Raw genomic sequence first — 23,536 nt, 5'->3', positions numbered from 1 at the left:
GCCCCGCCGACCGGCGCACCCGCCCGCCCCAATCGGCGTACCCGCCCGCCCGACCGACGCACCCCCTCCGGCCCGGCCGAGTACACCCGAACACTTCACCATCCGACAAGGAAACCCCCATGCATCCCACGAGGCGCACCCTCACCCTCGCCCTTGCCCTGCCGGCCGCGATGGCCTCCTTGCTGGGTGCCGCACCCGCCCGACCTGCGAGCGACCCGGTCGCCGCCGGCACCGACCGGCACGATCCCAAGCCCACGATCGTCCTGGTCCACGGAGCGTTCGCGGACGCCTCCAGTTGGAGCGGCACGATCAGGCGGCTGCAGCACGTCGGCTACCCCGTCCTGGCCCCCGCCAACCCGCTGCGCGGTCTCGCCGCGGACACCGCCTACCTGCGCAGCGTGCTGGCCGCCGTCGACGGACCCGTCGTCCTGGTCGGCCACTCCTACGGCGGCGCCGTCATCAGTGGCGCCGCGATGGGCGACAGCCGTGTGAAGGCCCTCGTTTACATCGCCGCGTTCACCCCGGACAAGGGCGAGAGCGCGGCCGAGCTCGCCGCCAAGTTCCCCGGCTCCACTCTCGGCGACACCGTGAACCCGCGGCCGTACCCGCTGCCCGGCGGTGGCACCGGCACCGAGCTCGTCATCGAACGAGCCAAGTTCCACCAGCAGTTCGCCGCCGACGTCCCCACCGCCGACGCCGCTGTCATGGCCGCGACCCAGCGCCCGGTCGCCACCACCGCGCTGGAGGAGAAGTCCGGCGAGGCGGCCTGGAAGACGATCCCGTCCTGGGCGCTGATCGGCACCGCCGACAAGAACATCCCGCCGGCCGCCCAATGGTGGATGGCCCAGCGCGCCGGCTCGCACATCACCGAAGTGGACGCGTCGCACGCCGTGGCCGTCTCCCGTCCGGCCGTGGTCACCCACGTGATCCTCGCCGCCGCGCGGGCGACCCGCTGAGCCCCCGACCCGCCCCCTCCCGCACATCCCCAGAAGGAGAACCCCTCATGAAGAACCGTCCGGTCCTTGAACCCGCCACCCAGGCCTTTGCCGACGCCACCGACCAGCCGCCGTACCTCTACCAGATCCCTGTTGCCGAAGGCCGTAAGGCCGTGGACGGCGTCCAGAGCGGCGAGGGTGTTCCCCTGCCCGAGGTCGACGAGGAGTGGATCACCGTCCACGGCGGCCCGACCGGCGACGTGCGCGCCCGGATCGTCCGCCCCCGCGGCGCTACCGGCCCGCTGCCCGTCATCCTCTACATCCATGGTGCGGGCTGGGTCTTCGGCAACGCCCACACCCACGACCGGCTCGTCCGCGAACTCGCCGTCGGCACCCGGGCGGCCGTGGTGTTCCCCGAGTACGACCTCTCGCCCGAGGCGCGCTACCCCGTCGCGATCGAGCAGAACTACAGCGTCGCCCAGTGGGTCGCCCGCGAGGGCCACCACAAGGACCTCGACGGCACCCGGATCGCCGTCGCTGGCGACTCGGTCGGCGGCAACATGAGCGCCGCCCTCACCCTCATGGCCAAGCAGCGCGGCGACGTGGCCCTCGTCCAGCAGGTCCTCTTCTACCCGGTCACGGACGCGAGCTTCGACACCGAGTCGTACCAGCAGTTCGCCGAGGGCTACTTCCTGCGCCGCGACGCCATGAAGTGGTTCTGGGACCAATACACGACGGAGGAGGCCGAGCGCGCGCAGATCACCGCCTCGCCGCTGCGCGCCACCACCGAGCAGCTCACCGGCCTGCCGCCCGCGTTGGTCATCACCGCCGAGGCCGACGTCCTGCGCGACGAGGGCGAGGCGTATGCGGCGAAGCTCCGCGCCGCCGGCGTCCCTGTCACCGCCCTGCGTGTACAGGGGGTCATCCACGACTTCGTGATGCTGAACGCGCTGCGCGAGACGCAGGCTGCGGAATTCGCCATCGGTCTTGCCACCGACACTCTCCGCAAGGCCCTCGCATGACCGGGCCGTCGACGAGCATGCCGGTGGCGGGCCTCGTTCCCGCCCCGCGCCGGGAGCACGAGCACGCCGATCTCCTCGTCCGCAACGCCAAGGTGTTTACGGGTGACTCCGACCGCCCCGAGGCCCGCGCCGTCGCGATCCGCGACGGCCGGGTCGCGGCCCTCGGCGACGACCACGACCTCGCCCACCTCGTCGGGCCGGGAACGAAGGTTGTCGACGCTCTCGGCCGCCGGGTGATCCCCGGTCTCAACGACTCGCACCTGCACGTCATCCGAGGCGGCCTGAACTACGTCCTGGAGCTGCGCTGGGACGGCGTACGCAGCCTCCGACACGCCCTCGCGATGCTGCGCGAGCAGGCCGGCCGCACCCCCAAGGGGCAGTGGATCCGCGTCGTGGGCGGCTGGACCGCCGAACAGTTCGTCGAGCGCAGGATGCCGACCGTCGCGGAACTGAACGCCGCTGCCCCCGACACCCCGGTGTTCGTCCTGCACCTCTACCAGTCGGCGCTGATGAACCGTGCCGCCGTCAAGGCCGTCGGATTCACTCGGGAGACCCCCGCCCCGCGCGGCGGGCAGATCGTCCGCGGCCGGGACGGCGAACCCAACGGGGTTCTCCTCGCCGCTCCGGGTGCCCTCATCCTGTACTCGACCCTGGCCAAGGCGCCGGCCCTCGACGAGGCCGACAAGCGGACGTCGACCCGGCACTTCCTGCGCGAGCTCAACCGCTTCGGACTCACCTCGGCGGTCGACGCCGCCGGAGGGTTCCAGAACTTCCCCGACAACTACGCCACGGTCGTCGACCTGGCCAGGTCGGGGGAGCTGACCCTTCGGATCGCCTACCACCTGTTCCCGCAGACGGCCGGGCAGGAGCTCGCCGATCTGAAGCGCTGGACCGAGATGGTGAAGCCCGGGGACGGGGACGAGTGGCTCCGGCTGAACGGCGCGGGAGAGAACCTGACTTGGGCCGCCGCCGACTTCGAGAACTTCTCCGAACCCCGGCCCGAGCTCGCCGCGGGCTACGAGACTGAATTCGAGAGCGCCGTACGGCTCCTACTCGAGAACGGCTGGGGCTTCCGGCTCCATGCGACCTACGACGAGACGATCCGCCGCGACCTGGCCGTCTTCGAGAAGCTCGCGGCCGAGGGGCTCTTCCCCGGCGGCAACCGCTGGCTCTTCGACCACGCGGAGACCGTCTCCACCCAGAGCCTCGACCGGATCGCAGCCCTGGGCGGCGCCGTCTCCGTACAGAACCGGATGTCCTTCCAGGGCGCCGCGTTCCTCGACCGCTACGGCGCCGAGACCGCCGCCCACACCCCGCCGGTCCGGGCCATGCTCGACCGAGGCCTGACCGTCGCCGCCGGAACCGACGCCACCCGCGTCTCCTCGTACAACCCCTGGGTCGCCCTCCACTGGCTGGTGACCGGCCAGACCGTCGGCGGCACGGCCCTCTACCCGGCCGGGAACCTGATCGACCGGGAGACCGCCCTCGGCCTCTACACCCGGGGCGGAGCACAACTCACCGGCGAGCAGGACGTCAAGGGAAGCCTGCGAGAGGGCTGCTACGGCGACCTCGCGATCCTGTCCGACGACTTCCTCACCGTGCCCGAGGACGTCATTCCCGACATCGAGTCCGTCCTCACCGTCGTCGGCGGCCGCATCGTCTACGCGACCGCCGAGTACGAGGGACTCGACGAGGCCATCCCGCCGGTGACCCCCGAGTGGAGCCCCGTCGCCTGCTTCGGCGGCTACCAGAGCGGCGCCCTCCAGGCGTCGGCCGTGGCCGAGGCCGTCGCCGAGTCCGAGCAGCACCGCCGGTGGCGCGTCGCGCGCGGATCCGTTCCCGGGACGACACCGTCCTTCGTCGACCCCTGCTTCGAACACTGAAAAAGAGACCACACGATGAGTACAGCCACCCCCGCCACCGACGGCAGCGAAGACCCGGCCGCCCTGCCGGGACGCCGCTTCGAACCGGACCTCCGGTCGATGACACGGATCAACCTGCGCCCCATCGCCTCACCCATGCCGCTCGGCTTCTTCACGATCGCCATCGCGTCCGTGATGACGGGCTGCCTCCAGCTCGGGATCTTCGGCGAGGAGGCCCGCACCGCCGTCGCCTTCACGGTGCTGCCGGCCTTCGTGCTCCAGCTCCTGGTCAGTTTCCTGGCCTTCGGCGCCCGTGACGTGATCGCGGCGACCCTGATGGCAGTGTTCGCCGGCAGCTGGCTGCCGTACTCGCTCATCATGATCAGCGGCGCGGCCGACGGCCTGAAGGTCCTCGGCGTCTTCAACCTGGCGCTCCTGTGCTTCGGGGCGCTGATGTCCGCCGTGACCCGGCCCAAGCGGGCGCTGTGGCTCGTGATCGCGGTCTCCCTGCCCCGCTGGGCGGCCACCGGCCTCGCGGGCATCACCGGGGCCGAATGGCTGACGCGCACGTCGGGCGCGCTCGGCCTCGTGGTGGCGCTGGTCGCGATGTACACGGCGTTCGCCCTGATGCTGGAGGACATGCACAGCGAGGAGGTGCTTCCCATCGGCCGCGGTGGCCCGGCCCACGCCGCTGTCGAGGGCGACCTCGGGGTCCAGCTCCGCAACCTGGAACGCCAGGCGGGCGTGCGCCGCACGCTCTGACCACACCCATCCACCTCGTCACACCACGACCGGACAGGAGCACCCATGGAACCGCAGGTGACGGACCGGCCCGAGAAGTCCCGGTACGAGATCCTCGCCGGCGACGACGGCACCGAGACCGCGGGCTTCGCCGAGTACCACCTCTCGGAGGGCGAGATCGCCTTCACCCACACCGAGATCGATCCCCGCTTCGGCGGCCGGGGCCTGGGCGGGCTGCTCGCCCGCGGCGCCCTCGACGACGTCCGGGCCCGTGGGCTGCGCGTCCTGCCGTACTGCCCCTTCATTCGGGGCTGGATCGGCAAGCACCCCGAGTACACCGACCTGATGCCGGAGGCGCGCCGCGCCCGCTTCGGCCTGTGAACCACCCACCACCTTCATCCTCATCCACTCACCGAGGAGTTCCCCCATGCCCCGGCACGCCCGCCCCACCGTCGTTCTGGTCCACGGCGCCTTCGCCGACGCCTCCAGCTTCGCCCGTGTCATCCCCGAACTGACTGCCGTCGGCATGGACGTGGTGGCTCCGGCGGTGCCCAACCGCAGCCTTGTCGACGACGCCGCGTACATCGCCTCGGTGGTCCGTGCCGTCGAGGGCCTCGTGATCCTGGTGGGGCACTCGTACGGCGGCGCGGTCATCACCCTCGCCGGCACGGAGGACAACGTCCGCGCACTGGTGTACCTCGCGGGATACGCGCTGGAGGAGGGCGAGAGCCTGGGCGAACTGCAGGGCCGCTTCCCCGACTCCGGCCTCGCCGACGCGCTCGTCTACACCCCGTTCCCGGTGGCGGGCTCCACCGAGACCGGCACCGACGTCTCGGTGGAGATCGAGAAGTTCCCCACCCTCTTCGCGGCGGACGTCGACCCCGACCTCGCCGCGGTGCTCGCCGTCTCCCAGCGCCCCCTGGCCGCACGTGCCTTCTCGGAGGCGGCGCCTGTCGCGGCGTGGAAGACCAAGCCCTCGTGGGGCCTGGTCACCTCCTCCGACCGCACGATCAACCCCGATGTGGAGCGCTACGGGTACGAGCGCGCCAGCATGACGACCATCGAGGTCGACTCCTCCCACCTGGTCATGCTTGCCCAGCCCAAGGCCGTGGCGGAGCTGATCCAGGACGCGGTCCGGGCCACCGCCCACTGACCCGATCGCCCAAGATCGAACGATTAGTCGATGTTGTTCGAGCGCTGGTAGCTTCTGATCGCCCACGAGAACCTTTCGGCGGGCGATCGGAGGAGATACACCCATGAGGTTCGGCGCGAGGCTCGCTCTCGCGGTCATCACCCTCGCCGTCACCGCCACCGCCACCGCCTGCGGCACCCCGCAGGGCAGCGGTTCGCGGGCGCACACCACCGCGGACTGCGGACGGTACGCCCAGTACGGCGAACACCCTGGCACCAAGGTCACCGTCTACGCGGAGAACCGGGACCGGGAGGCCGACCTGTTCGAAGAGACCTGGGCGGACTTCGCGGACTGCACGGGAATCGACGTCCAGTACGAGGGGGACGGGGAGTTCGAGGCCCAGATCCAGCTCCGGGTCGACGGTGGGACTGCGCCGGATGTGGCGTTCTTCCCTCAGCCCGGGCTCCTGGAACGCTTCGCTCGGGCAGGGAAACTCAAGCCCGCGAGCGCCGGGGTCGTGGCCCTCGCGAAGCAGGGCTGGTCGGCTGACTGGAACAGCTACGCGACCGTGAACGGCACCCTCTACGGCACGCCGCTGGTCGCGAACGTGAAGTCGTTCGTCTGGTACTCGCCTAAGTTCTTCCGCGACAGGGGACTGAGCGTTCCCCGCACGTGGTCCGAGCTGATGGCCGTGACGGAGAAGGTCGCGGCGTCGGGCGTCAAGCCGTGGTGCGCGGGCGTCGAGTCCGCCGAGGCGACCGGCTGGCCTGTGACGGACTGGATCGAGGACGTCCTGCTGCGTCAGCAGGGCACGGATGTCTACGACCAGTGGGTCGCCCACAAGATCCCGTTCAACGACCCGCGTGTGATCAAGGCCATGGACACCGTGGGGTCCGTCCTCAAGAACGACCGGTACGCCAACGGCGGTTTCGGTCCGGCCCGGTCGATGGCGTCGATCTCCTTCCAGGAGGCCGGCACACCGATTCTCTCCGGCGACTGCGCGATGCACCGCCAGGCCTCGTTCTACGCCGACATGTGGCCGAAGGGCACCGAGATCGGACCGGACAAGGACGTCTACACCTTCCTCCTCCCGGGGGCCGATCCGGCGAGCCGCCCCGTGCTGGGCGGTGGAGTGTTCACCGCGGCGTTCGCCGACCGTCCCGAGGTGCGGGCGTTCCAGGAGTACCTGGCCTCCGCGGACTTCGCGAACGCGCGGATGAAGAAGGGCCCGTTCGTCTCGGCGAACAGGGGCGTGGACCCGGCGAACGCCGCGACCCCGGTCGACAAGCTCTCGATCCAGCTGCTCCAGGATCCCCGGACACAGTTCAGGTTCGACGGTTCGGACCTGATGCCGGCGTCGGTCGGCGCCGGGACGTTCTGGAAGGGAGCCGTCGACTGGATCGGCGGCGCGAGCACCCGGCAGGTCGCCGACTCCATCGAACGGTCCTGGCCGAGAAACTGATGTCGTTCGACGCCGTCGCCCAGCAGCCCAAGCTGATGTACCTGCTCCAGGGCATCGCCGCCTTCGCGGCGGTGGTCGCCCTGGTCCTGCTCGCGCTGCACCGGGGGCCGGTACGGAGGAGGGCCGCGGCCCTGATCCTGCTGGCCCCGGCGCTGCTGCTGCTCACAGTCGGTCTTCTCCTGCCCGGTCTGCGTACCCTGGTCCTGTCGTTCACCGACGGCGGGGGAGACGCGGGGGCCGGGTTCGACAACTACGTGTGGATGTTCACCGACCCCCGGGCGCTGGTGGCGCTGCGCAACACCCTGGCGTGGGTGGTGCTCGTGCCGTTGCTGGCGACCTCGGTCGGTCTGCTCTACGCGGCGGCCGTCGTACGGTCGCGGTTCAGAGCGTTCGCGCTGTCCCTCATCCTGACGCCGATGGCGATGTCATTCGTTGGCGCGGGTGTCGTCTGGAAGTTCGTCTACGCCTACCGTCCCGCGGAAGCCGGGCAGATCGGGCTGCTGAACCAACTCGTCGTCGCGTTCGGCGGCGAACCGAGGCAATGGCTCGTGGACTCTCCCTGGAACGTCCTGTTCCTCATCATGGCGATGGTGTGGACACAGGCGGGCTTCGCGGCCGTCCTGCTGGCCGGCGCGATCAGGGCCGTACCCGACGAGCTGACCGAGGCGGCCCGACTCGACGGTGCGTCCCCGCGGCAGATCTTCCGGCGGATCACCATGCCGTCGATCAGGCCCACGCTGCTCGTCGTGGTCCTCGCCCAGGCGATCGGCACCTTCAAGGCCTTCGACATCGTCAAGACCATGACCGGCGGACAGTTCGACACGGGCGTCATCGCCCACGAGATGTACGACCAGGCCTTCCGCTACGGCGAGACGGGCCGCGGCGCGGCGCTCGCCGTGCTCCTCTTCCTCCTCGTCATCCCCTTCGTCGCCCACCAGGTGCGGATACAGCGGAGGGCGGGGTGAGCGGCGACCGGGAGCGTCTGGCCTCCCGCGCCTTCACGATGATCGCCGCGGTGCTCGCGGCCCTCTGGACGACACCGACCCTCGGTCTGCTGCTCTCCTCGTTCCGCCCCGAGGACGAGATCAAGACGACGGGCTGGTGGACCGTGTTCGGTACGCCACACCTCACGCTTGACAACTACGGCGAGGTCCTGTCCGGCGGCGGGAACGGTTCGGGGCGGCTCGCTGAGTACTTCGTCAACTCCGTTGTCATCACCGTTCCCTCGGTGCTGTTCCCGCTCGTCCTGGCCTTCTTCGCGGCGTACGCCCTGGCGTGGATCGAGTTCAGGGGGCGGGACGCGCTCGTCGTCGGCATCTTCGCGCTCCAGGTCGTGCCGCTCCAGATGGCGCTCGTCCCCCTCCTGAAGCTGTTCTCCCAGGGCTGGCTGTTCCTGCCCGCGTGGAACGTCACCGGTCCCGCGCGGTTCGGCCAGGTCTGGTTCGCCCACACGGTCTTCGCGCTGCCGTTCGCGGTGTTCCTCCTGCACAACTTCCTGGCAGGGCTGCCCCGGGACCTGATCGAGGCCGCCCGCGTCGACGGCGCGTCGCACGGGACGCTGCTGCTCCGGATCGTGCTGCCCCTGGCCCGCCCGGCCCTGGTCTCCTTCGCCATCATCCAGTTCATCTGGGTGTGGAACGACCTCCTCGTGGCACTGACGCTGTCGGGCGGAACGGCCGAGACCGCGCCGATGACGGTCAGACTGGCGAGCCTGGCCGGGACGTACGGCAACGAGTGGCAGCGGCTCACCGCGGGAGCCTTCGTGGCCGCCTTCGTCCCGCTGCTCGTCTTCTTCTCCCTCCGGCGGCACTTCGCACGGGGACTGCTCGCCGGATCGGTCAAGGGATGAGCCCCGACCGGCCCGAGGAGCAAGACGTGGCGACAGGGCTGAGCCGGCCCGGGCTGCGGGGCCGCGAAGCCGAGCTGGAGCGGCTGCGCGCCTTGGTCGAGGCGGTACGCGACGGCGAGGGCGGAGCGATCGTGCTGCTCCTGGGCGAGCCCGGCATCGGGAAGACCGTACTGCTGCAGGAGACCATCTCGATCGCACGGACCCACGGATTCGTCGTCAGCCATGGACGAGCCGAGGAACTGCACGAGCTGGCACCGCTCGCCTCACTGGCCTCGGGACTCTTGCACGGTGACCCGCCGCTGCTGTCCAGCACGGACTTCGCGGACCTCGCCGACCACCACGACCAGCGCATCTGGCTCGTCGAACGGCTGGCCCAGCTGATCGAGGAGCGCTCGGCGGGCACGCCCGTACTGATCGCGGTCGACGACGTCCAATGGGCCGACCCGCTGAGCCGGTTCGCCCTGAGCGTCATGCCCGCACGGCTGCTCAGCTCCCCGGTCCTCTGGCTGCTCACGGGCAGGGAGGACCCGGAACTGTACGGGCAGGAGCCGCGGACGACGACCCTCCCACTGCGGCCGCTGCCCGACACGGCCCTGACCGAGCTGGCACGCGACACCCTCGGAGGGGACGCGCTGAAGCAGGTCGCGGAGCTCCTCGACGGGGCCGGCGGCAACCCCTTCCTCGCGACCGAGATGCTCGCGGGCATCGCGGCATCGGGCGCGGACGGGACGGAACCGCCCGAGCGGCTGGTCCTCGGCGTACGCAACCGGCTGGCCGACCTCCGGCCGGACACCCTCCACTTCCTGCGGATCGGCTCGGTCCTCGGCCGCGCGTTCTCGCTCGCGGACGCCGCCGCCTTGTGCGGCCGGCCCGCCTCCGGACTCAGAGCCGAAGTGAACGAGGCGATCGACGCAGCCCTCCTCCACGACGACGGCGAACGCCTCCTGTTCCGCCACGACCTGCTCCGCCAGGCGGTGTACGCCGACCTCGCCCCCTCCGTACGCCGGGCGCTGCACCGGGAGGCCGCGAGCCGGCTCGTCGCGGCGGGCCGGAGCTCCGTCGACGCGGTCCCGCATCTGCTGAAGAGCGCCGAACCCGGCGACATGGAGGCGATCGGACTGCTCGGCACGGCCGCCACGGACGTGATCGCCGTGATGCCCGACCTCGCCGCCGACCTGGCCGTACGCGCCCTGGAACTCGTACCGCCCCGTGCGCCTATGGCGTACGACGTGGGAGAACGGGCCATCGTCGCGCTGACCCGCGCGGGCCGCTACACGCAGGCACGGGACGCCGGCGACGCGCTGCTCGCCCGGCAGCCTCCCCTGGACGTCTTCGCCCGTCTGCAGTCCGTACTCGGTGACACGCTGTGGCACTTCGACGACGTCCACGAGCTGACCCGCCGCCTGACGGCGGCGCTGGCAGCCGTCACCGACCCGGCGATCCGCGCCCGGCTGACCGCCCGGCTGGCCCTGGCCCGGTCCCGCGGGAGCGACCTCGGGGCCGCTCGCGAGACCGGCGAACGGGCGCTCGCCGAGGCGGAGCGGGCCGGTGACCGGGAAGCCCGCGTCCTCGCGCTGTGGGGCCTCGGCGAGATCGCCCTCAACGCGGGCGACTGCGCCGCCGCCGTCGAACACCACACGGTGCTGAGCGTGTTCGACACGGCCTTCCTGCCGGAGGAGGCCGTCGCCCGAATCCACATGGACGACTTCGACACCGTACGGCGACTGCTCCGGACGGCGGGCGCCCCTCCCCTGCGCCCCGCGATGCTGATCTGGGCCCAGGGAACCCTGAACATGGGGCTCGGCCGGCTCGACGACGCGGACGCCGACCTCGTCACCGCCGAGCGGCTCGAAGCGGACCTCCACGTGCCCGGCAACCTGGTCAACATCCGCGTCAACCGCGGCCTCCTCGCGATGCTGCGCGGCGACCGCGAAGCCGCGCGGGAACACCTGGACGTCGTGCGGGCGACCGTGGCCGACCGGCCGAACACCGGCAACCACGCCACGCACCGGTACTTCGAGGCCGTCGTCGCCGACGCCGACGGCGACCACGCGGCAGCGGCCGAACTGGTCCGGTCCGCGCAGCGGGACCACCCCTTCCTCCGGTGGCGGCTCCTGCGCCCCCATGTCGTCCAGGCCGTGGGGATCGCCCTGCGCGGCGGGGACCGGGATCTGGCCGAGGACCTCGCGGCCCAGGCGGCAGAGCACGCCACGCGCAACCCCTCGGTGCCGACCGCCCAGGGGACGGCCGCCCACGCGGCCGGCCTGGTGAACGCCGATCACGGACTCCTGGAGCGGTCGGTCCGCATCCTCCTCACCGGCCCCCGGCCACTGCCCCTCGCCGCAGCATCCGCCGACCTCGGGCGCGCTCTCGGCACGGCAGGCGACCCCGCCGCGACACCCGCCCTGACCAGGGCCCACGACATCTACGCCCAGGCGGGGGCCGACGCCGAGGCCGACCGGGTCCGGGACGACCTGGAGCAAGCCACAAGACGCGCCGGCCGGCGCACGAGAGGCCCCCGGCCGCGCCCCGACCAGGGCTGGGACGCGCTCACGGCCTCGGAACGCAAGGTGGCCCGGCTGATCGCCGCAGGCCACACCAACCGGTCGGCCGCGGAGGCCCTCGTCGTCTCCCCGCACACGGTCAACACCCATCTGGCGTCGATCTTTCGCAAGCTCGCGGTGCGCTCGAGGGTCCACCTGGCCCGGATCACCCTCGCGGAGGACGACGCCGGAACAGCCACCGGCGACTGAGCGATCTCTGCGCCCCCGTGCAAGGTGTGGTGCGCGGGACGGCAACAGCAGGTGCGGGACCGGTCCTAGCGTGACGGGCATACCGCGCCGCTCCGACGCGCGGACCAGCCATCCCGAATCGAGGAAGCAACCCCATGCCGTACATCACCGTGGGCCAGGAGAACACCAACCCCATCGAGCTGTACTTCGAGGACCATGGCGCCGGGCAGCCCGTCGTCCTCATCCACGGCTTCCCGCTCGACGGCCACTCCTGGGAGCGCCAGAGCGCCGCGCTGCTCGACGCCGGCTACCGCGTGATCACGTACGACCGCCGCGGTTTCGGGCAGTCCTCGCAGCCGACCACCGGCTACGACTACGACACCTTCGCGGCCGACCTGAACACCGTGATGGAGGCTCTCGACCTGAACGACGTCGTCCTGGTCGGCTTCTCCATGGGCACCGGCGAGGTCGCCCGTTACGTGTCCACGTACGGCTCCGGCCGCGTCGCCAAGGTCGCCTTCCTGGCCTCCCTGGAGCCCTGCCTGCTCAAGAGCGACGACAACCCGGACGGCGTCGCCCCGAAGGAGTTCTTCGACGGCGTCGTCGCCGCCGTCAAGGCCGACCGGTACGCCTACTACACGGCCTTCTTCAACGACTTCTACAACCTCGACGAGAACCTGGGCACCCGCATCAGCGAGGAGGCCGTCCGCCACAGCTGGAACACCGCGGCCCGCGGCGGCTCCTTCGCCGCGTCCGCCGCTCCGGCGACCTGGTACACCGACTTCCGCACCGACATCCCCGCCGTCGACGTGCCGGCCCTGATCCTGCACGGCACCGCCGACCGCATCCTGCCGGCCGAGGGCACCGCGCGCCCCTTCCACAAGGCGCTTCCGTCGGCCGATTACGTCGAGATCGAGGGCGCCCCGCACGGTCTGCTGTGGACCCACGCCGAGGAGGTCAACACCGCCCTCCTCGCCTTCCTGGCGAAGTGACGCCGCACCGTTGACCCGCCGGGTGACGCCGGAGCCCCCGGCGTCATCCGGCCCCCGGTTCCCCGGCGCGGGAACCGGACGAGCTCAGGAGAGCAGACACCATGCAGTTCGGCATCTTCACCGTCGGGGACGTGACCCCCGACCCCACCGACGGTCGCACTCCGACCGAACGCGAGCGCATCAAGGCGATGGTCGCCATCGCGCTCAAGGCCGAGGAGGTCGGCCTGGACGTCTTCGCGACCGGCGAGCACCACAATCCGCCGTTCGTACCATCGTCACCGACCACCATGCTCGGCTACATCGCCGCCCGCACCGAGAAACTGATCCTGTCCACGTCCACGACGCTGATCACCACCAACGACCCGGTGAAGATCGCCGAGGACTACGCGATGCTCCAGCACCTGGCCGACGGCCGGGTCGACCTGATGATGGGCCGCGGCAACACCGGTCCGGTGTACCCGTGGTTCGGACAGGACATCCGCCAGGGCATCAACCTCGCCAAGGAGAACTACGCGCTGCTGCGCCGGCTGTGGCGCGAGGACGTCGTGGACTGGGAGGGCACGTTCCGTACGCCGCTCCAGGCCTTCACCTCGACACCGCGGCCCCTGGACGGCGTCCCGCCCTTCGTCTGGCACGGCTCCATCAGGTCCCCCGAGGTCGCGGAGCAGGCTGCCTTCTACGGCGACGGTTTCTTCCACAACAACATCTTCTGGCCGACGGACCACACAAGGCGCATGGTTCAGCTGTACCGACGCCGGTTCGCGCACCACGGTCACGGCCGTCCGGAGGACGCGATCGTCGGCCTGGGCGGACAGGTCTTCATGCGCAAGAACTCCCAGGACGCCGTACGGGAGTTCCGCCCGTACTTCGACAACGCTCCGGTGTACGGCCACGGCCCGTCGCTCGAGGACTTCACCGAGCAGACCCCGCTGACAGTGGGCTCTCCTCAGCAGGTCATCGACCGGACCCTGTCGTTCCGGGAGACCGTCGGCGACTACCAGCGCCAGCTGTTCCTGATGGACCACGCGGGCCTGCCCCTGAAGACCGTGCTCGAACAGCTCGACATCCTTGGCGAAGAGGTCATGCCCGTGCTGCGGAGGGAATTCGCCAAGGGACGTCCGGCCGACGTGCCGGAGGCCCCCACGCACGCGTCCCTCCGAGCCGTCCGGGAAGTGTCCGCCGCATGAAGCTGATCGTCGTCTCCGCGGGGCTGAGTACCCCCTCCTCCACCCGCCTGCTCGCGGACCGGCTGGCCGAATCGGCCCGCGACGAACTCGCCGTCCGGGGGCAGGCGCCGTCGACCGAGGTCGTGGAGCTGCGCGAACTGGCCGGCGACATCGCCAACCACCTCGTGACCGGCTTTCCGCCGCCGCGACTGAGCGCCGCGATCGACGCGGTGACGGCGGCCGACGGCCTGATCGTCGTGACTCCGGTGTTCGCGGCCTCCTACAGCGGTCTCTTCAAGTCCTTCTTCGACGTGATCGATCCGGACGCCCTCTCCGGGAAGCCGGTCCTGATCGCGGCGACGGGCGGTACCGCCCGTCACTCCCTGGTCCTTGAGCACGCCGTGCGCCCGCTCTTCGCCTATCTCCGCGCCGTCGTCGTCCCCACTGCCGTGTTCGCGGCCTCCGAGGACTGGGGCTCGGGCGGAGACGAGTACACCGACGGCCTGCCCGGTCGCGTCCGTCGCGCGGGCGTCGAGCTCGCCTCACTCATGGCGGCGCGCCCGGTCAGCGAAGAGCCCGAGGACGACGTCACCGTCCTCGAACGGCAACTCGCCGACTTGCGCTTCGACTGAGACGGGCCCGTGGGCCGGGCGACGGCGGGGTGGTTCATATGGTTCATACTGTTCCGCCGTATGAGCGTGAACAGTATGACGACAAGGACCGTGCCCGAGGAATTCGACGGTGTACGGACGCCCCTCCGCGGCAGGGACGCCGAACTGGCGTTCATCAAGGCCCGGCTCGACGCGCTCGACCGAGGCGAAGGCGGGATCATCCGCGTCGAAGGCCCCGCCGGCATCGGCAGGTCCAGGATCCTCGCGGAGGCCACGGCAGCCGCGAGGCGGCGCGGGACGAGGGTGTTCGAGGGAGCGGCGGACCCGGACGAACAGTTCGTGCCGCTCGGCCCGCTCCTCGACGGTGTGCTCGCCGACAAGGGGCCGCTGTCGGGCGCCGTCCGTGTCCGGGACCTCGCCACGACACCCGGCCAGCGGTTCTGGCTGCTCCAGGAGCTGGGGGACCGCCTGCGGGAGACGGTTCGAAAGGGACCCCTGCTCGTCGTCCTCGACGACCTTCAGTGGTGCGACGATCTGACCCTCCTCACCTTCCACACCCTCGCGGCCGGACTCTCGTCGCACGCCATCCTCTGGCTGGTCGCCGTGCGCAGCGGCAGCGTGCCGTCGGGAGTGCGCACCACCCTGGACAGGATCCGGCAGGCAGGTGCACACGAGCTGACCCTTGGAGCGCTGGGGGACCGGGCGACCGCGCAGATCACCGAGGACGTCCTGGGCGCCCCTCCCGACCCGGACGTCCTCCGCGTCGCCCGTCGCGCCGAAGGGGTGCCGCAGCTGCTGGTCGAGCTGATCGGCTCGCTGCGGGAGGACGCGACGGTGACGATCGCGAACGGCATGGCCAGGCTGTCCGCCGGACCCCCGGCCCCACGGGTACTTCCCTCCGTCGTGCGCCGCCTCGACCAGCTGTCGGACGAGGCCCGGGAGTTGGTGCGGACGGTGGCTGCCATGGGCGGCCCGGTCACCGTCGCACAACTCGCCGAACTGCTCGGCAGGTCCTCCGCGGCACTCATCACGGCGGTCCAGGAATCCCTCGACGCCGATCTGCTCGCCGAGAGCGGCGATCGCCTCGCCTTCCGTCAGGACCTGATCCGCGAGGCGGTCGAAGCCGGCCTGCCCCTGCCCCTGCGCCAGGCCCTTCGCCGGCAGACCGTTGGACTGCCGCCGGGAAGTGTCGCCTCCCCCGTCGACCGTCCCGGGCCGTCGGAGGGAACAGCGGGGCCGGGAGACGCCACGGAGGCCGACCGGCTGCGCACCGAAGCGGCGGAACTCGCGGCCACCGCTCCCGGACCCGCCGCGGAGCGCAGCCTCAAGGCCCTGAAGCTCACCACTGCGGACGCGCCTGAGCGTCCGCGGATCATCGCCGAGACGATCCCGCTGCTCTGGCAGACGGGCCGGGCCGCCCAGGCACGTGAGCTGGGAGCCGTCGCCCTGGCGGCCGGCGGTCTCGGACCTGAGGACGAGGCACTCATACGCCTCGCCATGGCACGCCTCGCAGTACCGTTCGACTTCTCTGAGGCCGTCCGGCAGGCCCGCGCCGGGGCGGAACTGCCCGGGATATCCGTGACCGCGAGGGGACGACTGCTCGCCATGCTCGCCGTCGGCCTGTCGATGTCGGGCGAGCACGCGGCGGCCGAGCAGGTCGCCGCAGAGGCGTGGGAGACCGCGGCGGCAGCGGGGGACCGCACCGCCGAGGCCACGCTGACGACGGTCCGCTCGGCGGTCAGTTTCCACCGCATGGACCTGACCGAGGCGTTCCGGCAGGCCGAGCGGTCCGCCGCGCTGGCCGACGCCCTGGGCGTCAGCACCTCGCTGTGGGTTCCGGAGGCCTTGTGGCACGCTCTCCTGTCGAACACCACCGGACGCACCGCGGAGGCGCTCGCCGTCGCGGAGGAGGGCATCCGGATCACCAGGGAGCAGGGCCGGACGGCCGCCACCCGCATGTGGCTCATGACCCGCTCCCGCATCCATCTGGAAACCGGACGGCTGACGGATGCCCGGGCCGACGCCGAAGCCGCGTCCGCGGGGACCGACGATCCCGGCCCGGGCAACCTGGCGGACGTCACACTCCGGTACGTGATGCTGCGCGTCGCCCTCCACACCGGTGACCGGCAGACCGCACGAGCGTACGCGGCGGAGGCGAGGCGCATGCGGAGCGACGGCGCACCCGTCGTCCGGCACTTCGGCACCTGGATGCTGGTGCTGATGGCCGACTTCGAAGGCCGGCCCGACCGTGCCATGGCCGAACTCGACGAGGTGATGACGTCACCCGCCGCGGACCGGCCCGCCTACGCCGGCTTGATCGACCCCGCCGACGCCCCGGTGCTCGTCCGTCTGGCGCTGCGCGCAGGCAGGCAGGAACGGGCTGCGCAGGCGGTTGCCCTGGCCGAGAAGCGAGCCGTCCTCAACCCCGAGCTCACGTTCCTCGCCGCCACCGCCGCGCACGCCCGGGGGCTCCTCGACAACGACCTCGCCTCCCTCGTACGCGCCGTCCGGCTGTACGAGGACTGTCCTCGGGTACTGGCCCGGGCGTCGGCGCTGGAGGACGCCGGACGCAAGCTCGCGGCCACCCGTAAGTCCGAGGCGGTGCCGTACGTCGAGAGGGCCCTCGCGCTATACGCGCGAGCGGGTGCCGAACGGGACGTCGCACGCGTCCGTCGGCGCCTGCGGGCCGCCGGCGTCCGCCGCCGGCCCTCGACGTCCGGACTCTCCGATGCATGGCCCGAGCTGACGGCCGCGGAGCTACGGGTGGTACGGCTCGTGGCCCGAGGGCTGACCAACCAGCAGGTGGCCGAGCACCTCTCCCTCTCACCGCACACGGTGAGCTCGCACCTGCGCCGGGCCTTCACCAAGCTGGACGTCACCTCGCGCGCCGAGCTGACCCGGCTGGTGAAGCATCGTGACAGCGGAGAGTAGTTGCTTCATATCCCACGTGGGCGTCGTGGCAATGGACGATTCATGCGATGTGCCGACGTCGTCGTTTCCTCAGACTGATCAAGAACCGCGGAGTGCAGAAGTCCGCGGGGATCTTCAATCGAGCGCCCACGACGTCCAAGGAGCAAGTCCGTGCCCAATGTTGTCTGCACCGAGCCGCTGTCAGCTGCTGACCGGGCGGAGCGCTGGCATGAAGTGGTTTCCGGCACCTTTATGCCGATGGATGTGGATCTGCTGGAGAAGGAGCCGTCGCCCGGAACGATCGTCAGCAGCCGGCTCGGCACCCTGCACATCTCCCGTGTTCAGGCGGGACCACAGGTAGTGAAGCGCAACAAGCGCCACATCTCCCGGGACGACCGTAAGTCACTGATCGTCAGCCTCCAGCAGCAGGGCACCGCGACAAAGGAGCAGGACGGGCGGGAATCCGTGATAAGGCCGGGTGAATTCTCCATCAGTGACTCGTCCCGCCTGTTCAGGATTAAACTCGAAGGAGAATTCGCTTTCACCTCCTTCCATTTCCCTCGCGAAGAACTTGACGTGCGGGACGAGGATCTGCAGGCATTGACTGCCACCGCCTTCACCAGCGCGGAGGGCAGCGCCGCACTCGTCGCGACCTTTCTTGCGCGCATGGCACGCGAAGCTGAGGGGTTCGACGATGGTGTCGGCCGCCGGGTCGCCGCCACCGCGCTCGATCTGATGGTGCTTCTCATCGACGAGCGCCGCGGACGCTCTACTTCCGAGGGCCCGCATGTCGCCGCCGCCTCTCTTGAGCGCGTGAAGGACCACGTCATGCGCAACCTCGGTGATCCAGACCTGTCACCGTCCAGGATTGCCGAAGCGCACTACATGTCGGTCCGCTACCTGCACAAGCTGTTTCAGCTCGAAGGCACGACCGTGGGCGGCTGGATCCGGACGCAGCGACTTGAACGGTGCCGCCGGGAACTCCTCCGGCCCATGGCCAGGGAGGTGGGGGTGGCGGCAATCGCCCAGCGCTGGGGTTTTGTGAGTCCCAGTCATTTCAGCCGGCTCTTTCGCGCGGCCTACGGTACGACGCCCCGTGAATGGCAACACCAGGGTCGACCCGGAGCACACTGCGGGAACACCGACGGTGCACCGACGGAAAAGTGACCAGTGGCGGCAGCCCATAGAGCTCGTAACGCGATCTTTTGGTTTAGCGCTGGGCGTGTCCGGTGTGACGATTCGGCTGTTCGTGAGGGCGTGAGCAACAAACCGTGGATCGTGGACGATGCGTTGTGGGCGACGGTCGAGCCACTGAGCTCTTTCAGCGTTGACGCTCCAGGGTGAGGACTGCTGCGGCGATGACGGTCATGCGGTTGGGACTGCAGCGGGCTCTGCGGGAGACGTTCCAGGACTTCAGTCGCACATTCACGCCCGCCGCTTTGACAGAGCTCACTGCAACCAATTTTGTGCGCTCAGAGAAAACTTCGACTGCGCTGCCAGACAAGCATCGCTTTTACGAACCTGTAACTTCTGAGTGCAAGGTCCTGTCTGCAACTGACGGGTCCCGCCCACAGTTTCAAGGAAGTGAGTCATGAGTTCCCAGGCGAAGGCATTCGGTTTTGGTATGCCGTGGGAGTCGTTGTACGGGTACAGTCAAGCCACCCAGGTCGGTGACACGGTTTACGTGTCAGGGCAGCTGTCCCATGACCGGCACGGCAACTTCGTGGGTGCAGGCGACTTCGAACTGCAGGTCCGAACCACGCTGGAGAATCTGGACCTGGTGCTGAGGCAGTTCGGGGCCGAGCGTAGCCAGATAGCGGAGACCACGGTGCTGGTAAGGAACCTGCGGGAGAACTTCGACACGACAGCACGCCTCCACGCCGAGTACTTCGGGGAGCACAGGCCCGCCAGCACGGTCATGGGCATTTCCGACCTGGCACTGCCGGACCAACTCGTGGAGATTAGCGCGCTCGTGCGTCTCGACGTGAAGCGATAGGTAAGGGCTGTCCCGTAATCCCTGGTGGATCAGCGTGCGGCGTCAGACGCGGTGCATCGCAAGGCTGTGCGTGCCGAAAAATACGTCCGTGCACGTCAGCAGGCGTGCCGGTACTCGTGGATTACGCCGCTGAGGCGGTCGTGTCGGCGAATGCTTAGGCGGTCGATTTGTTCCGGATCGAGGGGTTCGGGCGGGGCGTGGAGTGGGGCGGCGGCCTGGAGTGTTCGGTGCGTGCGGTGCTTGTTGTAGTGCTCCTCGTATTCATTCAGTGCGTGGCGCAGGTGGCGTTCGTTCCATATCAGGGTGCGGTCGAGGAGTTCGCGGCGCAGCGTTCGTACCCAGCGCTCCATGATCGAGTTCATGCGGGGGATTCGGATGCCGGTGAGGGTGGTGGTGATGCCGGCCTGATCGAGGATGTCGTCGATCACCTGTGGGTACTTGGCGTCTCGGTCGCGGACGAGGTATTTGATCGCGGGGAGTTGTCCGACGTCCTCCAGGTCCATGACCAGGTTTCGTATGGCCTGGGTCACCCAGGCGTGCGTGGGGTGGGCGGTGTTGCCCAGGACGCGGACCCTTCTGCCGGCGTGGTGGATGGCGACGAGGACGTACTGGCGATATCCGGTGAGGGTGACGGTCTCGATGAAGTCCATCGCGAGGATGGCCTCAGCTTGGGAGCGCAGGAAGCTGGCCCAGGTGACGATGGTGCGCTGCGGGGCTGGGTCGATGCCTTCAGTTTTGAGGATCTCCCAGACGGTGGAAGGTGCGACCGGGATGCCGAGGAGAGCGAGTTCGCCGTGGATGCGGCGGTATCCCCAGGCGGGGTTCTCGGCGGCGAGGCGGATTACCAGGCGGCGAATCGAGTTGTGAGTACGGGGGCGGCCGGGGCGTCGCCTGGTACTTGCGCGGGCGTGGCGGTGTTTGAGCAGGTCGCGGTGCCAGCGTAGGACGGTGTCCGGGCTGACCAGGAGCCGGAGCCGGCGCAGTGTCGCGCGGGGGAGCGGAGTGAGAAGCGCGGCGAGGAATGCGCGGTCCGTGGCGTGGAGACGGAGACGCTTGCCGTCGAGTTGTCGCTGCAGGAGGCCGAGTTGGTGGCGGAGGGCCAGGATTTCGGCGTCCTGCTCGTGGTCGGTCATCGGCAGTAATCGAAGTGCAGCGAAGGCCTGGGTTATGGCGAGGTAGGCGAGGCGGACGAGCATGAGCAGTGATCATGCCGGACGGCAGACGGTCACGTCCTGACTACGTTGGCTGGCCTGCGCGGATGTAATTTCCGGCACGCACAACGTCCACTTTTTCGTCACCAGCCGGCGGTGCCACCGCAGATGTCGGGCGTGATGAGATGGTGTCGTCGCAGTTGCCGGGGTAGCTGTCGGATCAGCACGGCGAGGTAGGCGCGGTCGGCCCAGTCGAAGCGTGGTTTGGGGTTCGTGCGGCGCAGCACCGCGACCTCGTGCCGCAGCACCAGCAGCTCGATGTCCTTGGACGCTGAGGAGCGGCAGAGAAGCGCCAGCCAGCCGAGCAGTCGGGTGAAGACCAGCTAGTGCAGACGTAGCGACACAGTCCGAGATCCTTCCCGGCGCGTGTCGCTCTACCCATCCGCGGCTGGTCACCGGGCCAGGCCGGGTTCTGGAACCCCACACGCTCGCGCGGCTTCTTGGGCTACTGGCGCCCGTGGTGACGGAGGATGCCTTGAATGTCGAGGAGCCATTGACGCAACGTCACATCATCGGGCGGAGTGATCCGCAGGCCGAGAACGCGAGTGGCTTCCTGCAGGTCGTCGTCGCTCGTGTTGACAGCGAGGAATCCGACAACTTCCTGATCAACGGCCTCATGGTCTTCCCGTGCCTCGATTGAGAGGTAGTCGTCGATCGCCTCCCCCCGGGACTGGTACTCAAGCGAGAAGTCCTGATGGAAGTAGGACGTCAACAGGTGTGAGAGAGCTGGAAAGCGGTGCCGCCATTCCCACGAAGTCTGCGGGCGGAAGCCGGCCTTGGGCGCGGGGCGCTTCGCCAGGAAGATGCTCAGATGGTGCCGTACGGCACGCAGACACTCCTCAACGCCGACGCCCTTGGAGGGCTCGATGTGAGGCAGGAGGTCAACGTCGTCGGCGATCTCGTCGCTGAACAGACCGGTGGCGAGGAGGTCGTCGATCTCTCGCGCCGCGGCTTCCGCTCGCTCGGGTGCGAACGCTGCAGTACGCAAATAGGAACTCAGCGCGGTGCCGGGTGTCTCCAGGGTGTCGTCGAAGGTGTGCCCGGTCGATTCGTATGCGCGCAGCAGGTCGCGCAGTTCGCGGAAACGGTCGTTGGGCGTCGGCGTCATGGGCTGCCTGTCCGGTGTGGTGTTCATGGGGTGGTGGGGTAGGAGGTCAGGACTCGGTAGCCCAGCGCAGCGGTCGGATCCTTCTTCAGAACCACGGTTGCGCCGGTGACCCATTCTGGGGGCAGGCCGTTTTTGAAGTTGCTACGCGACAAGCTCAGCCCCGTGGGTTCGCCGAGGTCGACGGTGAAGTCCTTCTTGCCTGCGGGCTTCCCGTTGTTCAGCCACTCCTCGATTTCCTTCTGGTGCTTGAGAACAACGGCGTGGGTGTGCTTCTGGGCAGAGGCATGGTCGACATAGCGTGAGGCATCGTCCAGGTTCGCATCCCCGCGAAGGCGGGCCCGGAGGTCCTGCGTGCTGACCTCGACATGTCGCTCCAGCGTGTGGGCGTGGCTCGTGGCTGTCCCTTTGCCTTCGTCGCCTGCCAGATCCGCTCCGTACTTCGGCCTGTACGCGCCCTTGCGCTTGCTGCGAGGCCAGGCGTTGGGCTCGCCGTCCCCTTTGATAAGAAGGCCGAGGTCCTCCAGGCTCGTCGATCCGCCCCCAGGCAGCGCGAGGTCCGGTTCGAAGCCAGGCACGCGTATGCCGCCGAGCAGTTCGGTCATTCCGCCCGCGTTCTGCGCGGCGCGGTACGTGGCGCCCGCGCCGCCGAGAGCTCCGCCGGTGAGGGCGCCGTAGAGCAGGGCCTGATGGGCCTCGTCGAGGTTGAGGCCCTTGCTCTCTCCGGTGGCCATTGCGGCGGGCTGGGTGACGGCCAGGTCGACGGTGATCGATTCGATGCCCGCCATGGCCGCGGTGGCCAGGGTGGTGCCCGCGATGGTGGCGATCTCAGTTGAGACGGCCACGCCGAGGGTGGCGGCCAGGTCGACGATTGTCGCGGTGGCCGCGGCCGCGGCGGCTTCGGAGATGCCGGCGGTGAAGACGGCCAGCAGGGTTCCGGCGGCGATGGTTGCGCCGACGATCTCCAGCTCGTGTTCGAGACGCTTGACGGCGTGGTGGACGGCATCGGCGTACTGATCGAGCGACTTCGCCATGTCGCGGGCGCCGTCGATCATGTCCTGGAGCCAGCCGTGCTTCTGGTAGTAGTAGCGGCGCCAGTATGGGTCGTCGAAGGCGGATATCGCCTCGCCCTTGTTGTGCTCGATGATGCCGCGGGCCGACTTGTTCGCGGCGGCCGTGACGTCTTCGAGGTCGTCGGCGAAGTCCCGCCACACCTTGGCGGCGTGTCGTAGACCGTCCTCGTCGGCATCCGGCCACCACATGCCGGTCATGTCCTGGACGATCTTCTTCGCCTTGTCGGCCACGCTCACTGGTCGGTTCCGTGGCGGTCGTGCGGCGTGGCCTTGATCTTGCTGAACATCGAGCGGACGAGCTCTTCGTTGTCGATGTGGCCGTCCGACATGTCCTTCATGGCGTCGTGGATGCTGGCCAGGCCGAGGGCCAGGATCTCGGCGGCGTGCTTCATCTTCTTTACGCTCGGGCCGTAGTGCCCGTGGAACTGCTTGCCCTGCTTGTCGTCCCCCCACGGTGAACCAGCTGCCGCCAGGCCCGTCTTGAGCTTCGTCAGTGCCTTCGCGAGGTCAGTGCTGTGCGTGTGGAAATGCGGGGCCGTTGCCTTCAAGTCGGCGATCTTGATGTCGAGTATCTCGCCGTCGCCGCCACTGCCCTGGTCACCCATGGTTCTGCGCCTCGTCCCCTCCGTCGACTCACCAGCCCAAAGACCCTAAACGGCTTGCAGGGTTCGCAGCTGAGATCGGCGTCAAGCGACAGCAAAGTTCCGTTCAAGATTCCCGCAGGGCGGGCAGGTCGG

The 23,536-nt window shown here is 69.5% G+C and carries 21 protein-coding genes and 1 pseudogene; 16 read left to right on the top strand and 6 right to left on the bottom strand.

Features of this window, described 5'->3' with window-relative positions; translation table 11 throughout:
* Window positions 1–119 precede the first annotated feature (119 nt).
* From ACWIGU_RS01160 to ACWIGU_RS01090, 15 genes are all read left to right on the top strand, one after another.
* A complete protein-coding gene (locus ACWIGU_RS01160) occupies window positions 120–956 on the top strand; it encodes an alpha/beta fold hydrolase (protein WP_376596568.1) in 837 nt (278 codons plus the stop codon).
* A gap of 47 nt (window positions 957–1,003) precedes the next feature.
* On the top strand, window positions 1,004–1,957 hold the full coding sequence (locus ACWIGU_RS01155) for an alpha/beta hydrolase (protein ID WP_454396151.1): 954 nt from the start codon (window positions 1,004–1,006) through the stop codon (window positions 1,955–1,957).
* Window positions 1,954–3,840, top strand: coding sequence for an amidohydrolase (locus tag ACWIGU_RS01150; protein WP_454396148.1), 1,887 nt, complete (start codon window positions 1,954–1,956; stop codon window positions 3,838–3,840). Before ACWIGU_RS01155 ends, ACWIGU_RS01150 begins: the two co-directional genes overlap by 4 nt.
* Window positions 3,841–3,855: 15 nt before the next feature.
* Window positions 3,856–4,581, top strand: a complete 726-nt coding sequence (locus ACWIGU_RS01145) for a GPR1/FUN34/YaaH family transporter (RefSeq protein WP_382473136.1) — start codon at window positions 3,856–3,858, stop codon at window positions 4,579–4,581.
* A gap of 45 nt (window positions 4,582–4,626) precedes the next feature.
* Window positions 4,627–4,941 (top strand): GNAT family N-acetyltransferase, encoded by a 315-nt coding sequence (locus ACWIGU_RS01140; protein ID WP_454396146.1) that lies wholly within the window; start codon window positions 4,627–4,629, stop codon window positions 4,939–4,941.
* A gap of 46 nt (window positions 4,942–4,987) precedes the next feature.
* The gene (locus ACWIGU_RS01135) at window positions 4,988–5,713 is read left to right on the top strand and encodes an alpha/beta fold hydrolase (RefSeq protein WP_454396144.1); all 726 of its coding nucleotides are present in this window, start codon (window positions 4,988–4,990) and stop codon (window positions 5,711–5,713) included.
* A gap of 103 nt (window positions 5,714–5,816) precedes the next feature.
* A complete protein-coding gene (locus ACWIGU_RS01130) occupies window positions 5,817–7,154 on the top strand; it encodes an ABC transporter substrate-binding protein (RefSeq protein WP_382622521.1) in 1,338 nt (445 codons plus the stop codon).
* Window positions 7,154–8,119 carry a carbohydrate ABC transporter permease gene (locus ACWIGU_RS01125; RefSeq protein ID WP_376596554.1) on the top strand — a complete coding sequence of 322 codons (966 nt, stop codon included), beginning with the start codon at window positions 7,154–7,156 and terminating at the stop codon, window positions 8,117–8,119. Before ACWIGU_RS01130 ends, ACWIGU_RS01125 begins: the two co-directional genes overlap by 1 nt.
* Window positions 8,116–9,003, top strand: a complete 888-nt coding sequence (locus ACWIGU_RS01120; RefSeq protein WP_382473128.1) for a carbohydrate ABC transporter permease — start codon at window positions 8,116–8,118, stop codon at window positions 9,001–9,003. Before ACWIGU_RS01125 ends, ACWIGU_RS01120 begins: the two co-directional genes overlap by 4 nt.
* Window positions 9,000–11,756 carry an ATP-binding protein gene (locus ACWIGU_RS01115; RefSeq protein ID WP_454396141.1) on the top strand — a complete coding sequence of 919 codons (2,757 nt, stop codon included), beginning with the start codon at window positions 9,000–9,002 and terminating at the stop codon, window positions 11,754–11,756. Before ACWIGU_RS01120 ends, ACWIGU_RS01115 begins: the two co-directional genes overlap by 4 nt.
* Before the next feature lie 134 nt (window positions 11,757–11,890).
* The gene (locus tag ACWIGU_RS01110; protein WP_376596547.1) at window positions 11,891–12,727 is read left to right on the top strand and encodes an alpha/beta fold hydrolase; all 837 of its coding nucleotides are present in this window, start codon (window positions 11,891–11,893) and stop codon (window positions 12,725–12,727) included.
* 101 nt (window positions 12,728–12,828) lie between these two features.
* Complete coding sequence (locus tag ACWIGU_RS01105; RefSeq protein WP_454396138.1) at window positions 12,829–13,914, top strand: LLM class flavin-dependent oxidoreductase; 1,086 nt, start codon at window positions 12,829–12,831, stop codon at window positions 13,912–13,914.
* Window positions 13,911–14,525 carry an FMN reductase gene (locus ACWIGU_RS01100; RefSeq protein ID WP_454396136.1) on the top strand — a complete coding sequence of 205 codons (615 nt, stop codon included), beginning with the start codon at window positions 13,911–13,913 and terminating at the stop codon, window positions 14,523–14,525. The genes ACWIGU_RS01105 and ACWIGU_RS01100 overlap by 4 nt, the downstream gene beginning before the upstream one ends.
* Before the next feature lie 60 nt (window positions 14,526–14,585).
* Window positions 14,586–17,435: a helix-turn-helix transcriptional regulator gene (locus ACWIGU_RS01095; RefSeq protein ID WP_382507449.1), complete on the top strand. Its 2,850-nt coding sequence runs from the start codon at window positions 14,586–14,588 to the stop codon at window positions 17,433–17,435.
* Window positions 17,436–17,585: 150 nt separating this feature from the next.
* Window positions 17,586–18,581 (top strand): AraC-like ligand-binding domain-containing protein, encoded by a 996-nt coding sequence (locus ACWIGU_RS01090; protein ID WP_454396134.1) that lies wholly within the window; start codon window positions 17,586–17,588, stop codon window positions 18,579–18,581.
* Between the two features lie 154 nt (window positions 18,582–18,735).
* Here the strand turns inward: ACWIGU_RS01090 and ACWIGU_RS01085 are convergent.
* Window positions 18,736–18,837, bottom strand: a pseudogene (locus tag ACWIGU_RS01085) (IS5/IS1182 family transposase); the annotation flags it as partial.
* Between the two features lie 168 nt (window positions 18,838–19,005).
* On the opposite strand from ACWIGU_RS01085, the gene ACWIGU_RS01080 reads away from it, so the two are divergent.
* Window positions 19,006–19,410, top strand: coding sequence for a RidA family protein (locus ACWIGU_RS01080; RefSeq protein ID WP_454396132.1), 405 nt, complete (start codon window positions 19,006–19,008; stop codon window positions 19,408–19,410).
* Between the two features lie 95 nt (window positions 19,411–19,505).
* On the opposite strand, the gene ACWIGU_RS01075 is transcribed toward ACWIGU_RS01080, so the two are convergent.
* The 5 genes from ACWIGU_RS01075 to ACWIGU_RS01055 form a co-directional block, all read right to left on the bottom strand.
* Window positions 19,506–20,606 (bottom strand): integrase core domain-containing protein, encoded by a 1,101-nt coding sequence (locus tag ACWIGU_RS01075; RefSeq protein ID WP_454396130.1) that lies wholly within the window; start codon window positions 20,604–20,606, stop codon window positions 19,506–19,508.
* 98 nt (window positions 20,607–20,704) lie between these two features.
* Window positions 20,705–20,869 (bottom strand): hypothetical protein, encoded by a 165-nt coding sequence (locus tag ACWIGU_RS01070; protein ID WP_454396128.1) that lies wholly within the window; start codon window positions 20,867–20,869, stop codon window positions 20,705–20,707.
* A gap of 197 nt (window positions 20,870–21,066) precedes the next feature.
* The gene (locus ACWIGU_RS01065; RefSeq protein WP_454396126.1) at window positions 21,067–21,756 is read right to left on the bottom strand and encodes a contact-dependent growth inhibition system immunity protein; all 690 of its coding nucleotides are present in this window, start codon (window positions 21,754–21,756) and stop codon (window positions 21,067–21,069) included.
* The gene (locus ACWIGU_RS01060; protein ID WP_454396124.1) at window positions 21,753–23,036 is read right to left on the bottom strand and encodes an RNase A-like domain-containing protein; all 1,284 of its coding nucleotides are present in this window, start codon (window positions 23,034–23,036) and stop codon (window positions 21,753–21,755) included. Before ACWIGU_RS01060 ends, ACWIGU_RS01065 begins: the two co-directional genes overlap by 4 nt.
* Entirely contained in the window at window positions 23,033–23,404 is a 372-nt protein-coding gene (locus tag ACWIGU_RS01055; protein ID WP_454396122.1) for a hypothetical protein, read from the bottom strand. Before ACWIGU_RS01055 ends, ACWIGU_RS01060 begins: the two co-directional genes overlap by 4 nt.
* Window positions 23,405–23,536 lie beyond the last annotated feature (132 nt).

Source organism: Streptomyces sp. NPDC055400, assembly GCF_053644375.1.
This window is presented reverse-complemented; position numbering and strand designations above follow the sequence as displayed.

Coding starts and splice junctions, on each gene's coding strand:
- ACWIGU_RS01160 (WP_376596568.1), top strand. CDS start 120: ATGCATCCCACGAGGCGCACCCTCACCCTCGCCCTTGCCCTGCCGGCC.
- ACWIGU_RS01155 (WP_454396151.1), top strand. CDS start 1,004: ATGAAGAACCGTCCGGTCCTTGAACCCGCCACCCAGGCCTTTGCCGAC.
- ACWIGU_RS01150 (WP_454396148.1), top strand. CDS start 1,954: ATGACCGGGCCGTCGACGAGCATGCCGGTGGCGGGCCTCGTTCCCGCC.
- ACWIGU_RS01145 (WP_382473136.1), top strand. CDS start 3,856: ATGAGTACAGCCACCCCCGCCACCGACGGCAGCGAAGACCCGGCCGCC.
- ACWIGU_RS01140 (WP_454396146.1), top strand. CDS start 4,627: ATGGAACCGCAGGTGACGGACCGGCCCGAGAAGTCCCGGTACGAGATC.
- ACWIGU_RS01135 (WP_454396144.1), top strand. CDS start 4,988: ATGCCCCGGCACGCCCGCCCCACCGTCGTTCTGGTCCACGGCGCCTTC.
- ACWIGU_RS01130 (WP_382622521.1), top strand. CDS start 5,817: ATGAGGTTCGGCGCGAGGCTCGCTCTCGCGGTCATCACCCTCGCCGTC.
- ACWIGU_RS01125 (WP_376596554.1), top strand. CDS start 7,154: ATGTCGTTCGACGCCGTCGCCCAGCAGCCCAAGCTGATGTACCTGCTC.
- ACWIGU_RS01115 (WP_454396141.1), top strand. CDS start 9,000: ATGAGCCCCGACCGGCCCGAGGAGCAAGACGTGGCGACAGGGCTGAGC.
- ACWIGU_RS01110 (WP_376596547.1), top strand. CDS start 11,891: ATGCCGTACATCACCGTGGGCCAGGAGAACACCAACCCCATCGAGCTG.
- ACWIGU_RS01105 (WP_454396138.1), top strand. CDS start 12,829: ATGCAGTTCGGCATCTTCACCGTCGGGGACGTGACCCCCGACCCCACC.
- ACWIGU_RS01100 (WP_454396136.1), top strand. CDS start 13,911: ATGAAGCTGATCGTCGTCTCCGCGGGGCTGAGTACCCCCTCCTCCACC.
- ACWIGU_RS01095 (WP_382507449.1), top strand. CDS start 14,586: ATGAGCGTGAACAGTATGACGACAAGGACCGTGCCCGAGGAATTCGAC.
- ACWIGU_RS01080 (WP_454396132.1), top strand. CDS start 19,006: ATGAGTTCCCAGGCGAAGGCATTCGGTTTTGGTATGCCGTGGGAGTCG.
- ACWIGU_RS01075 (WP_454396130.1), bottom strand. CDS start 20,606: ATGCTCGTCCGCCTCGCCTACCTCGCCATAACCCAGGCCTTCGCTGCA.
- ACWIGU_RS01065 (WP_454396126.1), bottom strand. CDS start 21,756: ATGAACACCACACCGGACAGGCAGCCCATGACGCCGACGCCCAACGAC.
- ACWIGU_RS01055 (WP_454396122.1), bottom strand. CDS start 23,404: ATGGGTGACCAGGGCAGTGGCGGCGACGGCGAGATACTCGACATCAAG.